The organism is Streptomyces sp. HM190 (genome assembly GCF_009857135.1).
GTDB lineage: Bacteria > Actinomycetota > Actinomycetes > Streptomycetales > Streptomycetaceae > Streptomyces > Streptomyces heilongjiangensis.
This window is the reverse complement of record NZ_CP047318.1, coordinates 1,985,713-1,998,799: the sequence shown is the minus strand read 5'-3', so window position 1 is coordinate 1,998,799 and position 13,087 is coordinate 1,985,713. Positions and strand designations below refer to the sequence as shown.

The window sequence follows — 13,087 nt, the reverse complement described above, 5'->3', positions numbered from 1 at the left end:
CTTCGCTCGAGCGGGAGGGGCCCCACCGCGGCGGTGTCGCATGACCCGCGTACATCCGGTACGCCGGTCATGCTCCGCCTTGCGATGCACCGCACCGGACGCCGCGAGCCTCCCGGCAAACCTTTCCGGTCCCAGCACGAGGGACGGGCGTCCGCCCTCCCCGGGCGCCCCGCGCTGTCACTCCCCGCCAGTAGGGTGTGGAGCATGGCCGATCCCTCCAGCTACCGCCCCAGTCCGGGACAGATCCCGGACTCTCCCGGGGTGTACAAGTTCCGTGACGAGCACCGCCGGGTGATCTACGTCGGGAAGGCGAAGAGCCTGCGCCAGCGCCTGGCCAACTACTTCCAGGACCTGGCCGGCCTCCACCCGCGCACCCGCTCCATGGTCACCACGGCCGCCTCCGTGGAGTGGACGGTGGTGTCGACGGAGGTGGAGGCGCTCCAGCTGGAGTACTCCTGGATCAAGGAGTTCGACCCCCGGTTCAACGTCAAGTACCGCGACGACAAGAGCTACCCGTACCTCGCGGTCACGATGAACGAGCAGTACCCCCGCGTGCAGGTGATGCGCGGTCACAAGAAGAAGGGCGTCAAGTACTTCGGCCCGTACGCGCACGCGTGGGCGATCCGCGACACCGTGGACCTGCTGCTGCGCGTCTTCCCCGTGCGCACCTGCTCGGCCGGCGTCTTCAAGAACGCGGCCCGCACCGGCCGCCCCTGCCTGCTCGGCTACATCGGCAAGTGCTCCGCCCCCTGCGTCGAGCGCATCACCGCCGAGGACCACCGGGAACTGGCCGAGGAGTTCAGCGACTTCATGGCCGGCCGCACCGGCACCTACCTCCGCCGTCTGGAACGGCAGATGGCGGACGCGGCCGAGGAGATGGAGTACGAGCGGGCCGCCCGGCTGCGCGACGACATCGAGGCCCTGAAGAAGGCCATGGAGAAGAACGCCGTCGTCCTCGCCGACGCGACCGACGCCGACCTGATCGCGGTCGCCGAGGACGAGCTGGAGGCCGCCGTCCAGATCTTCCACGTCCGCGGCGGACGCGTGCGCGGCCAGCGCGGCTGGGTCACCGACAAGGTCGAGGCCGTCACCACCGGTGACCTCGTCGAGCACGCCCTGCAGCAGCTCTACGGCGAGGAGACCGGCGACTCGGTGCCCAAGGAGGTCCTCGTCCCGGCGCTGCCCGACCCCGTCGAACCCGTCCAGGAGTGGCTCACCGGGCGCCGCGGCTCCAACGTCTCCCTGCGCGTCCCGCAGCGCGGCGACAAGAAGGCCCTCATGGAGACCGTCCAGCGCAACGCCCAGCAGTCGCTGGTGCTGCACAAGACCAAGCGCGCCTCCGACCTCACCACCCGCTCGCGGGCCCTGGAGGAGATCGCCGAGGCCCTCGACCTCGACAGCGCCCCCCTCCGGATCGAGTGCTACGACATCTCCCACCTCCAGGGCGACGACGTCGTGGCGTCCATGGTCGTCTTCGAGGACGGCCTGGCCCGCAAGAGCGAGTACCGCCGCTTCCAGATCAAGGGCCGGGTCGGGGACACACAGGTCTGGCACGGTGAGGGCCAGGACGACGTCCGCTCCATGCACGAGGTCATCGCCCGCCGCTTCCGGCGCTACCTCGCCGAGAAGGAGAAGACCGGCGAGTGGGCCGAGGGCGAGGACACCCTCACCGACGACGACGGCCGCCCCAGGCGCTTCGCCTACCCGCCGCAGCTCGTCGTCGTCGACGGCGGACAGCCGCAGGTCGCCGCCGCCCGCCGGGCCCTGGACGAGCTGGGCATCGACGACATCGCCGTGTGCGGCCTGGCCAAGCGCCTGGAGGAGGTCTGGCTGCCCGGTGAGGACGACCCGGTGGTCCTGCCCCGCACCAGCGAGGGGCTGTACCTCCTGCAGCGGGTGCGGGACGAGGCCCACCGCTTCGCCCTCACCTACCAGCGCACCAAGCGGGCCAAGCGGCTGCGGACCAGCCCCCTGGACGACGTGCCCGGCCTCGGCGACACCCGCAAGCAGGCCCTGCTCAAGCACTTCGGCTCGCTGAGGAAGCTGCGCGCCGCGACGATCGACCAGATCTGCGAGGTCCCCGGCATAGGCCGCAAGACGGCCGAGACCATCGCCGCCGCCCTCGCCCAGGCGGCCCCGGCGGCACCCGCCGTGAACACCGCCACCGGAGAGATCCTGGAGGAAGAGGGGCCCGGCACGACGGTGGACACCTCCGGGGAGCCCGTGGCGGTGTCCACCGCGGGTCCCCCGGACCGGCGACGAGGGCAGGAGACATGACCGAGCACGAAAAGCGCCCAGAACCCCATGAGCGCCCCGAGCGTCCAGAAGAACAGCACCGAGAGCACACGGCGGAGCGCGGGCAGGCCCCCAGCGCGGTGGGCGACCACGCCTCCCAGCACCCAGCGCCACAGGAAGACGGAGCACACGTGAGTACGGGCATCGAAACAGCCGGGGTCCCCGAGGCGGCCATCCCCGAGCTGGTGATCATCTCCGGCATGTCCGGGGCCGGCCGGTCCACGGCCGCCAAGTGCCTGGAGGACCTCGGCTGGTTCGTCGTGGACAACCTGCCGCCCGCACTGATCCCCACCATGGTGGAGCTCGGCGCCCGCTCCCAGGGCAACGTGGCGCGGATCGCGGTCGTCGTCGACGTCCGCGGCCGCCGCTTCTTCGACAACCTGCGCGACTCCCTCGCCGACCTGGAGACGAAGAACGTCACCCGCCGGATCGTCTTCCTGGAGTCCTCCGACGACGCCCTCGTGCGCCGCTTCGAGTCGGTGCGCCGCCCGCACCCCCTCCAGGGCGACGGCCGCATCGTCGACGGCATCGCCGCCGAGCGGGAGCTGCTGCGCGAGCTGCGCGGCGACGCCGACCTGGTGATCGACACCTCCAGCCTGAACGTGCACGAGCTGCGCGCCAAGATGGACGCCCAGTTCGCCGGCGAGGAGGAGCCCGAGCTGCGGGCCACCGTCATGTCCTTCGGCTTCAAGTACGGCCTCCCCGTCGACGCCGACCTGGTCGTGGACATGCGCTTCCTGCCCAACCCGCACTGGGTCCCGGAGCTGCGCCCCTACACCGGCCTCAACGAGGAGGTCTCCGCGTACGTCTTCAACCAGCCCGGCGCCAAGGAGTTCCTCGACCGCTACGCCGAACTGCTCCAGCTGATCGCCGCCGGGTACCGCCGCGAGGGCAAGCGGTACGTGACCATCGCGGTCGGCTGCACCGGCGGCAAGCACCGCTCGGTCGCCACCTCAGAGAAGCTCGCCGCCCGCCTCGCCTCCCAGGGCGTCGAGACCGTCGTCGTGCACCGCGACATGGGCCGCGAATGACCGGACGTACTGCTCTGCGGCTGAGCAGACTGCGCCGGAACACCCCGGAAGGACGCGCCGCCGGACCCGCCGAGGCCCGTGGCGGCCGGCCGCGCCGCCGCGGCGCCCAGCCCAAGGTCGTCGCGCTCGGCGGCGGCATGGGCCTGTCCGCCTCGCTCGCCGCCCTGCGCCGGATCACCGGCGACCTCACCGCCGTCGTCACCGTGGCCGACGACGGCGGCTCCAGCGGACGCCTGCGTGACGAGCTGGGCGTGCTCCCGCCCGGCGACCTGCGCAAGGCGCTGGCCGCGCTGTGCGGCGACGACGACTGGGGCCAGACCTGGTCCCGCGTCATCCAGCACCGCTTCACCTCCCAGGGCGACCTGCACGACCACGCCGTCGGGAACCTGCTGATCGTCGCCCTGTGGGAGCAGCTCGGCGACCACGTCCAGGCGCTGGACCTGGTCGGCAGGCTCCTCGGCGCACAGGGCCGCGTGCTGCCCATGTCCGCGGTGCCCCTGGAGCTCCAGGCCCTGGTCAAGGGGCACGACCCGGCGCGCCCCGACGACGTCGACACCGTCCGCGGCCAGGCGACCGTCGCGCTCACCCCCGGCGAGGTGCAGTCCGTGCACGTCGTGCCGCCCGACCCGCCCGCCGTGCCCGAGGCGGTGGAGGCCGTCCTCGACGCCGACTGGGTGGTGCTCGGCCCCGGCTCCTGGTTCTCGTCGGTCATCCCGCACCTGCTCGTGCCCGAGCTGCTCGACGCCCTCACCGAGACCAAGGCCCGGCTCGTGCTGTCGCTGAACCTCGCCCCGCAGCCGGGAGAAACCGATGGCTTCTCCCCGCAGCGTCATTTGGAGGTTTTGGCACGACACGCCCCTAAACTCGCCCTGGACGTGGTGCTGGCCGACGAGGCCGCCGTGCCCGACCGTGATGTGCTCACCGAGGCCGCCAAGCGGCTCGGCGCCGCGGTCGAGCTGGCGCCGGTGGCCCGGCCCGATGGATCTCCGCGGCATGATCCGGAGCTGCTGGCCGCCGCGTACGACCGTATTTTTCGGATGCATGGAAGGATCGGCCCATGGCGATGACGGCAGCGGTGAAGGACGAGATCTCCCGGCTACCCGTCACCCGGACCTGCTGCAGAAAGGCGGAGGTCTCGGCGATCCTGCGGTTCGCGGGTGGGCTGCACCTGGTGAGCGGCCGCATCGTGATCGAGGCGGAGCTGGACACCGCGATGGCGGCGCGCCGCCTCAAGCGGGACATCCTGGAGATCTTCGGCCACAGCTCCGAACTGATCGTGATGGCACCCGGCGGACTGCGCCGGGGCTCTCGTTATGTGGTGCGGGTCGTCGCGGGCGGCGATCAGCTGGCCCGGCAGACGGGACTGGTCGACGGTCGCGGCCGGCCCATCCGCGGACTGCCGCCGCAGGTGGTCTCGGGGGCCACCTGCGATGCCGAGGCCGCCTGGCGCGGCGCGTTCCTGGCACACGGCTCGCTCACCGAGCCCGGCCGGTCGTCCTCCCTGGAGGTGACCTGCCCGGGTCCGGAGGCGGCCCTCGCGCTGGTCGGCGCGGCCCGCCGGCTGTCGATCGCCGCGAAGGCCCGTGAGGTGCGCAGCGTCGACCGGGTCGTCGTACGCGACGGCGACGCGATCGGCGCGCTGCTGACCCGGCTCGGCGCCCACGAGTCCGTGCTGGCCTGGGAGGAGCGGCGGATGCGCCGCGAGGTCCGGGCGACGGCCAACCGGCTCGCCAACTTCGACGACGCCAACCTGCGCCGCTCGGCCCGCGCCGCCGTCGCCGCCGGTGCGCGGGTGGGCCGCGCCCTGGAGATCCTCGGCGACGACGTGCCCGAGCACCTCGCCGCCGCCGGACGGCTGCGCATGGAGCACAAGCAGGCGTCGCTGGAGGAGCTGGGCGCGCTCGCCGACCCGCCGCTCACCAAGGACGCCGTCGCGGGCCGCATCCGCCGGCTGCTGGCCATGGCGGACAAGCGCGCACAGGACCTGGGCATCCCGGGGACCGAGTCGAGCCTCACCGAGGAGATGGCCGATAACCTCGCGGGGTGACCACCCGTCACCCGAGCGCCGTAGCGACGAACGCGCCGGTGCCGACGCCCTGTTGGGCTGTCGGCGCCGGCTTCTCGGTGACGGGGTGAAATCCTCGTGCGGCGTGTGCGGCACCCTTGACGTGACCCCGATCTGACATGAGCCTGGCGTCTGTTCGCCGCTGTGGCGAACCCACGCAAGGGGGGCTCATGAGACGAAGAGCGAGATCGATCCTCGCTGCCGGCGTGCTCCTGCTGGGCGGTGGCGCGGGGCTCGCGCCGTTCGCCCAGGCGGCCGAGAACGACGGTTCCGGCGACGCGGAAGAGGTCAAGGTCTTCCGCGCCGAGGTCACGAAGGAGCAGGTACCCCTGCTTCTGGCGGCCGGGCAGGACGGTCACGAACTCAGCGAGCAGGCACCGGAGAAGGGCACCGCGTCGGTCGAGGTCTACCTCACCGACAAGCAGGCCGAGGCCCTGGAGGAGCAGGGCGTCGATCTCGAGGAGCACCGGCTCAGCCGCACGGCGCAGGCGCGGGTGGACGCCGCGGGCGACGGGGTCTACCGCCCGTACAGCGGAGCGGGCGGCATCAAGGAGGAGATCCTCCGGACCGGCCAGGAGAACCCCTCCCTGACCAAGGTGGTCTCCATCGGCAAGTCCCTGCGGGGACAGGACATCCTCGCGCTCAAGCTGACCAAGAACGCGAAGAAGACCAAGGACGGCGCCAAGCCCTCCGTCCTGTACATGTCCAACCAGCACGCCCGTGAGTGGATCACCCCGGAGATGACCCGGCGGCTGATGCACCACTACCTGGACAACTACCGGACCGACAAGCGGATCAAGAAGATCGTCGACACCACCGAGCTGTGGTTCGTGATCTCCGCCAACCCGGACGGCTACGACTTCACCCACCAGGCCGACGGCAACCGCCAGTGGCGCAAGAACCTGCGCGACATCAACGGCGACAACGCCGTCACCGTCGGCGACGGTGTCGACCTCAACCGCAACTTCGCCTACAAGTGGGGCTACGACAACGAGGGTTCGTCCCCGTTCCCCACCAGCGAGACCTACCGCGGCGCGAGCCCCGGCTCCGAGCCCGAGACCAAGGCCCTGGACGCCTTCGAGAAGCGCATCGGCTTCGAGTACGGCATCAACTACCACTCCGCCGCCGAACTGATCCTCTACGGCGTCGGCTGGCAGGTGGCCACCCCCACCCCGGACGACGTGCTCTACAAGGCGCTGGCCGGCACCCCGGAGAACCCCGCCGTCCCCGGGTACCACCCCCAGGTCTCCTCGGAGCTGTACACCACCAACGGCGAGGCGGACGGCCACGCGGCCAACGTCAACGGCACGGCGATGTTCACCCCCGAGATGTCGACGTGCCAGACCGCGTCGAACATCGACCCGGCCGACGCCTGGAAGCCGGAGGACTGCGCCTCCGTCTTCACGTTCCCGGACGACGAGAAGCTGATCAAGCAGGAGTTCGAGAAGAACATCCCGTTCGCGCTCTCCGTCGCCGAGTCCGCGGCCGGGCCCGACCAGCCGAAGTCCTCGGTCGGCCTCGACGCCCCCGACTTCACCCCGGCGCCCTTCACCACGTCGTACTCGCGCGGCGCCGACCAGGTGATCTCCGTCGTCGCCCGCAAGTCCGTGCGCGACAAGGAACTGAAGTACCGGATCAACGGCCGCGGCCGGACCTACGACCAGACGCTCAGGCCCTGGAAGGGCGGCGAGACGTACGGCGGTGAGGACAACCTCTGGTTCGACGAGTACCGGGCCGAGGTCCAGGACGGCGAACCCGGTGACAAGGTCGAGGTCTGGTTCACCGGTGAGACCAGGAACGGCAAGCCCACCCGCAGCGACCGCTTCACCTACACGATCGCCGAGCGGCCCAAGGCCGACACCCTCGTCGTCGCCGAGGAGGGCGCGCCCGCGACCCAGACCAAGACCTACGTCGACGCGCTGAAGGCCAACGGCAAGAAGGCGCTCGTCTGGGACGTCGCGACCCAGGGCGCTCCCGACGCGCTGGGCGTACTGAAGCACTTCAAGCAGGTCGTCCACTACACGGGCGCCGTGCGCCCCGGTGTCGCCACCCAACTCGCCCTGCGCGCCTACCTCAACGAGGGCGGCAAGCTGATCGAGGCGGGCGAGAGCGCCGGCGGCTCCGTCGACCTCGGCGGCGGCACCCTGTCCAACGACTTCAGCCAGTACTACCTGGGCGCCTACAGCCGCACGTCCCTGCCCGACGCCACGTCCTTCGCGGGCAGCGGCAGGCTGGCGGGCTTCACGGGAACACTCGGCGACGCGCCCGGCAACCCGCTCAACACCGCGGGATCGTTCGGCCTCACCTCCGACGCCCTGCCGGCGGACGCCTTCCCGCAGTTCGCGAGCGCCGGGGCGGGCCAGTACCCCGGCACCGTCAACCCGTACGGCCCGTACGAGGGCGCGTCCATGGCGGCCGTCACGCACTCCGACTACGCCTGGAACCGGCTCACCCGCACCATCGACCTCACCTCGGTGAGCGCGGCCGACCGGCCGACGCTGCGCACCCGGATGCTGTGGAACACCGAGGAGGGCTACGACCACGCGGTCCTGGAGGCGCACACCGCCGGGGCGGACGACTGGACGACGCTGCCCGAGGCGGGCGGCGCCACCTCCACCGCCGTGCCCGTCGAGTGCGAGGCCGGCTACTTCATCCAGGCCCACCCGGCGCTGAAGCGGTACCTGACCCCGGGCTCCGGCGGTTGCGCCCCGACCGGCACCAGCGGGGCCTGGAACAGCTTCACCGGGGCCTCCGACGGCTGGAAGCAGGTCGAGTTCGATCTGTCCGCCTACGCCGGGAAGTCGGTCGAGGTGTCGTTCAGCTACATCACCGACCCGGGTTCCGGCGGCCGCGGCGTGCTGCTCGACAACACCACGGTCGTCACCGGCGCGGCGGCCGGTGCGACCGAGGGCTTCGAGACGTCGCTCGGCGCGTGGAAGACCCCCGGCCCGCCCGCGGGCAGCCCGGCGGTCGTGCGGGACTGGGGTCTGTCCGGCGAACTGTTCAAGACGTTCGGCGCGGTCACCACGAACGACACCGTGCTGCTGGGCTTCGGCCTGGAGCAGGTGCCCGCGGCGGCCGACCGGACGGCACTGCTCGGCAAAGCGCTCGCGGCGCTGAGGAAGTGAGCGCCGACTGCGCCGAAGGGCTGACGACAGGCCCTGGAGAGGCCACCCCGAACGTCTGAAATCAGATGATCGGGAGGCCGCTCAAAAGGTAATCAGCTTGTAAAACCCGGGCGGTCCGTACCCCTACTGGCGGGTACGGACCGCACCGGCATGTATAGGGCATCTCGATGTCACTCGACGGGTCCCGGGGAGGTAGGGTCGTAGGCGGTCGGGGACATCCCATACAGCTCGCCGGCACTGAGCCGGCGTACCAACGAGGAGATCGGTTCGTGACGATCCGCGTAGGCATCAACGGCTTTGGCCGCATCGGTCGTAACTACTTCCGCGCGCTGCTGGAGCAGGGTGCAGACATCGAGATCGTGGCTGTCAACGACCTGGGTGACACCGCGACCACCGCACACCTCCTGAAGTACGACACCATCCTGGGCCGTCTCAAGGCCGAGGTGTCGCACACCGCCGACACGATCACCGTGGACGGCCACACCATCAAGGTCCTCTCCGAGCGCAACCCCGCCGACATCCCGTGGGGCGAGCTGGGCGTCGACATCGTCATCGAGTCCACCGGCATCTTCACGAAGAAGGCCGACGCCGAGAAGCACCTCGCCGGCGGTGCCAAGAAGGTCCTCATCTCGGCTCCGGCCAAGGACGAGGACATCACCGTGGTGATGGGCGTCAACCAGGACAAGTACGACCCGGCGAACCACCACGTCATCTCCAACGCCTCCTGCACCACCAACTGTGTGGCGCCGATGGCGAAGGTCCTCGACGAGAACTTCGGCATCGTCAAGGGTCTGATGACGACGGTCCACGCGTACACCAACGACCAGCGCATCCTGGACTTCCCGCACTCGGACCTGCGTCGCGCCCGCGCCGCCGCCGAGAACATCATCCCGACCACCACCGGTGCCGCGAAGGCCACCGCGCTGGTCCTGCCGCAGCTCAAGGGCAAGCTCGACGGCATCGCCATGCGTGTCCCGGTCCCGACCGGCTCCGCCACCGACCTGGTCGTGCAGCTGCAGCGCGAGGTCACCAAGGACGAGGTCAACGCCGCCTTCAAGAAGGCCTCCGAGGACGGCGACCTCAAGGGCATCCTGTTCTACACCGAGGACCCGATCGTGTCCTCGGACATCGTCAGCGACCCGGCCTCCTGCACCTTCGACGCCTCCCTGACCATGGTCCAGGAAGGCACGTCGGTGAAGATCCTCGGCTGGTACGACAACGAGTGGGGCTACTCCAACCGCCTCGTCGACCTGACGGTGTTCGTCGGCAACCAGCTCTGATCGACGGAGACAGGCACTTGATGTGACGGCAGGGCTCGGGCAGCGCAGCGACGCGCCGCCCGGGCCCTGACTCACGTGCGAAACGGCCCTCTTACGATCACGAGCACCACAAGTCCTCTCCGGGAGTCCCCTCAATGAAGACGATCGACGAACTGCTCGCCGGCCCGGTCGCCGGGAAGCGGGTCTTCGTCCGCGCCGACCTGAACGTGCCGCTGTCCGGCACGACCATCACCGACGACGGCCGCATCCGCGCCGTCCTGCCCACCGTGAAGGCCCTCGCCGAGGCGGGCGCCCGGGTGGTCGTCGCCTCGCACCTGGGCCGCCCCAAGGGCGCCCCGGACCCGGCCTTCTCGCTCGCCCCGGCCGCCGCCCGCCTCGGTGAACTCCTCGGCGCCGACGTGGCGTTCGCGACGGACACGGTCGGCGAGTCCGCCGGTGCCACCGTCGCGCAACTCGCCGACGGCCAGGTCGCGGTGCTGGAGAACCTGCGCTTCAACGCCGGTGAGACCTCGAAGGACGACGCCGAGCGCGCCGCCTTCGCGGACCTGCTCGCCGGCCTCGCCGACATCTACGTGGGTGACGGCTTCGGGGCGGTGCACCGGGGGCACGCCTCCGTCTTCGACCTCCCGGCCCGGCTGCCGCACTACGCCGGTCATCTGATCGCCACCGAGGTCGGCGTCCTCAAGAAGCTCACCGAGGACGTCAAGCGCCCCTACGTGGTCGCGCTCGGCGGCGCCAAAGTCTCCGACAAGCTCGCCGTCATCGACCAGCTGCTCGGGAAGGCCGACCGCATCCTCATCGGCGGCGGCATGGCGTACACCTTCCTCAAGGCCAAGGGGTACGAGATCGGCAGCTCCCTCCTTCAGGAGGACCAGCTCGCGGCCGTCGCAGAGTACCTGGAGCGCGCCGAGAAGACCGGTGTCGAGCTGGTCCTGCCGGTCGACGCCCTCGTCTCGTCCGCGTTCCCGGACCTTAAGGCCAAGGCCCCGGCCGACCCCACCGCCGTCGCCGCGGACGCCATCCCGGCCGATCAGATGGGTCTGGACATCGGTCCGGAGACCCGCAAGCTGTACGCCTCGAAGATCGCCGACGCGGCCACCGTCTTCTGGAACGGTCCGATGGGCGTCTTCGAGCACCCCGATTTCGCCGAGGGCACCAAAGCGGTCGCCCAGGCTCTCCTCGACTCCGAGGCGTTCACGGTCGTCGGCGGGGGAGACTCCGCCGCCGCCGTGCGCATCCTGGGCTTCGACGAGAACGCATTCGGCCACATCTCGACCGGTGGCGGCGCCTCCCTCGAATACCTCGAGGGCAAGACGCTCCCCGGACTCGCCGCACTGGAGGACTGACCCTCGATGACTGCTGTGGAAAACGGCCGCCTGCCCCTGATGGCAGGCAACTGGAAGATGAACCTCAACCACCTCGAGGCCATCGCCCACGTCCAGAAGCTCGCCTTCGCGCTGGCCGACAAGGACTACGAGGCCTGCGAGGTCGCGGTCCTGCCGCCCTTCACCGACCTGCGGTCCGTGCAGACCCTCGTCGACGGCGACAAGCTCAAGATCAAGTACGGTGCCCAGGACCTCTCGGCGCACGACTCCGGCGCCTACACCGGCGAGATCTCCGGCCCGATGCTGGCCAAGCTCAAGTGCACGTTCGTCGCGGTCGGCCACTCCGAGCGCCGCCAGTACCACGACGAGACCGACGAGATCGTCAACGCCAAGGTCAAGGCCGCCTTCAAGCACGGCCTCACCCCGATCCTCTGCGTCGGTGAGGAGCTGGAGGTCCGCGAGGCGGGCGACCACGTCTCCCACACCCTCGCCCAGGTCGAGGGCGGTCTGAAGGACGTTCCCGCCGAGCACGCCGAGACCGTCGTCATCGCCTACGAGCCCGTGTGGGCCATCGGCACCGGCAAGGTCTGCGGTGCCGAGGACGCCCAGGAAGTCTGCGCGGCCATCCGTGCCAAGCTGGCCGAGCTGTACAGCCAGGAGCTGGCCGACCGGGTCCGCATCCAGTACGGCGGCTCCGTCAAGGCCGGCAACGTCGCCGAGATCATGGCCCAGGCCGACATCGACGGCGCCCTCGTCGGCGGTGCCTCCCTGGACGCGGACGAGTTCGTCAAGATCGTGCGCTTCCGTGACCAGTGAGCCGTCGCGACACCGGATCAGAGCGTCCCGACGGCGATCCGGGAAAGGTGAGTAGGCGGTAGCGGCGTAACGTCGTAGTCTTGCGGGGGCATGGCCCGGCGCCATGCCCCCTGTCGTCCATCCAGATCCGAGGAAGTTGGTCCAGCCGTGGTTATGGGGTTCTCGATCGCCCTGATCGTCTTCAGCGGGTTGCTGATGCTGCTGGTGCTGATGCACAAGGGCAAGGGCGGCGGCCTCTCCGACATGTTCGGTGGCGGCATGCAGTCGTCCGTCGGCGGCTCCTCGGTCGCCGAGCGCAACCTCGACCGGATCACCGTGGTGGTCGGTCTGCTGTGGTTCGCGTGCATCGTCGTACTCGGCATCCTCATGAAGGTCAACAACTGACCCTCGGGTCCCCGCACGACAACGCGTCACGGACGCACCGATCCGCACGTAAAGCCCCATGCCGGGTACGCGACTTCGAGCGCGGCCTATCATGGGGCTTGCGTCTGTGATGAGAGGTAACTCCCATCACTGGACGCGCGTTGGGCCTTACGTAGACTGAGGCGCTCGCAGCGAAGCGAAACGCCGACTCGCTTCGCCGCACCATCACGCAGGGAGTTACGACCGTGGCAAGTGGCAACGCGATCCGAGGAAGCCGGGTCGGGGCGGGGCCGATGGGCGAAGCCGAGCGCGGCGAGTCCGCACCCCGGCTTCGCATCTCCTTCTGGTGCTCCAACGGACACGAGACCCAGCCGAGCTTCGCAAGCGACGCGCAGGTCCCCGACACCTGGGACTGCCCGCGCTGCGGCTTCCCGGCCGGACAGGACCGGGACAACCCGCCGGACCCACCGCGCACCGAGCCCTACAAGACGCACCTCGCCTATGTGCGGGAGCGGCGCAGCGACGCGGACGGCGAGGCGATCCTCGCCGAGGCGCTCGCCAAACTGCGGGGCGAGATCTGAGAACCGGGTACGGCCGGACACCCCGGGGTGTCCGGCCGTACGCGTTCGCCGGGCACCGCTTTCCCCCCTGTTCTCCTTCTGTCCCCCGACACGCTGACACCGGGGCGCACGGCCGACGTATGTGTGGTCGAGCCCGACCACGGCGGGACGACCGCTCGTGTCGCCTCGTGCTCCATTAGGTTGGGACCGGCAGCGGGGCAAGG

Annotated in this window: 10 protein-coding genes; all 10 read left to right on the top strand. The window is 70.3% G+C overall.

Translation table 11 applies throughout. The features are described 5' to 3' along the window. Window positions 1-204: 204 nt before the first annotated feature. The 10 genes from uvrC (at window position 205) to GSY65_RS08245 (ending at window position 12,884) form a co-directional block, all read left to right on the top strand. The gene (gene uvrC / locus GSY65_RS08290; RefSeq protein ID WP_159766703.1) at window positions 205-2,277 is read left to right on the top strand and encodes an excinuclease ABC subunit UvrC; all 2,073 of its coding nucleotides are present in this window, start codon (window positions 205-207) and stop codon (window positions 2,275-2,277) included. Beyond that, on the top strand, window positions 2,274-3,326 hold the full coding sequence (gene rapZ / locus GSY65_RS08285; RefSeq protein WP_159766702.1) for an RNase adapter RapZ: 1,053 nt from the start codon (window positions 2,274-2,276) through the stop codon (window positions 3,324-3,326). Before uvrC ends, rapZ begins: the two co-directional genes overlap by 4 nt. Beyond that, window positions 3,323-4,393: a gluconeogenesis factor YvcK family protein gene (locus tag GSY65_RS08280; protein WP_159766701.1), complete on the top strand. Its 1,071-nt coding sequence runs from the start codon at window positions 3,323-3,325 to the stop codon at window positions 4,391-4,393. Before rapZ ends, GSY65_RS08280 begins: the two co-directional genes overlap by 4 nt. Beyond that, window positions 4,384-5,373: a DNA-binding protein WhiA gene (whiA, locus tag GSY65_RS08275; protein WP_159766700.1), complete on the top strand. Its 990-nt coding sequence runs from the start codon at window positions 4,384-4,386 to the stop codon at window positions 5,371-5,373. Before GSY65_RS08280 ends, whiA begins: the two co-directional genes overlap by 10 nt. Window positions 5,374-5,561: 188 nt before the next feature. Beyond that, complete coding sequence (locus GSY65_RS08270) at window positions 5,562-8,519, top strand: M14 family metallopeptidase (protein ID WP_159766699.1); 2,958 nt, start codon at window positions 5,562-5,564, stop codon at window positions 8,517-8,519. Between the two features lie 269 nt (window positions 8,520-8,788). Then, a complete protein-coding gene (gene gap / locus GSY65_RS08265; protein ID WP_159766698.1) occupies window positions 8,789-9,799 on the top strand; it encodes a type I glyceraldehyde-3-phosphate dehydrogenase in 1,011 nt (336 codons plus the stop codon). 134 nt (window positions 9,800-9,933) lie between these two features. Further along, the gene (locus GSY65_RS08260) at window positions 9,934-11,145 is read left to right on the top strand and encodes a phosphoglycerate kinase (RefSeq protein WP_159766697.1); all 1,212 of its coding nucleotides are present in this window, start codon (window positions 9,934-9,936) and stop codon (window positions 11,143-11,145) included. 6 nt (window positions 11,146-11,151) lie between these two features. After that, complete coding sequence (tpiA, locus tag GSY65_RS08255; protein WP_201452474.1) at window positions 11,152-11,940, top strand: triose-phosphate isomerase; 789 nt, start codon at window positions 11,152-11,154, stop codon at window positions 11,938-11,940. A gap of 153 nt (window positions 11,941-12,093) precedes the next feature. Then, window positions 12,094-12,324 (top strand): preprotein translocase subunit SecG, encoded by a 231-nt coding sequence (secG, locus tag GSY65_RS08250; RefSeq protein ID WP_055514354.1) that lies wholly within the window; start codon window positions 12,094-12,096, stop codon window positions 12,322-12,324. Between the two features lie 224 nt (window positions 12,325-12,548). Further along, complete coding sequence (locus tag GSY65_RS08245; RefSeq protein ID WP_003957010.1) at window positions 12,549-12,884, top strand: RNA polymerase-binding protein RbpA; 336 nt, start codon at window positions 12,549-12,551, stop codon at window positions 12,882-12,884. Window positions 12,885-13,087 lie beyond the last annotated feature (203 nt).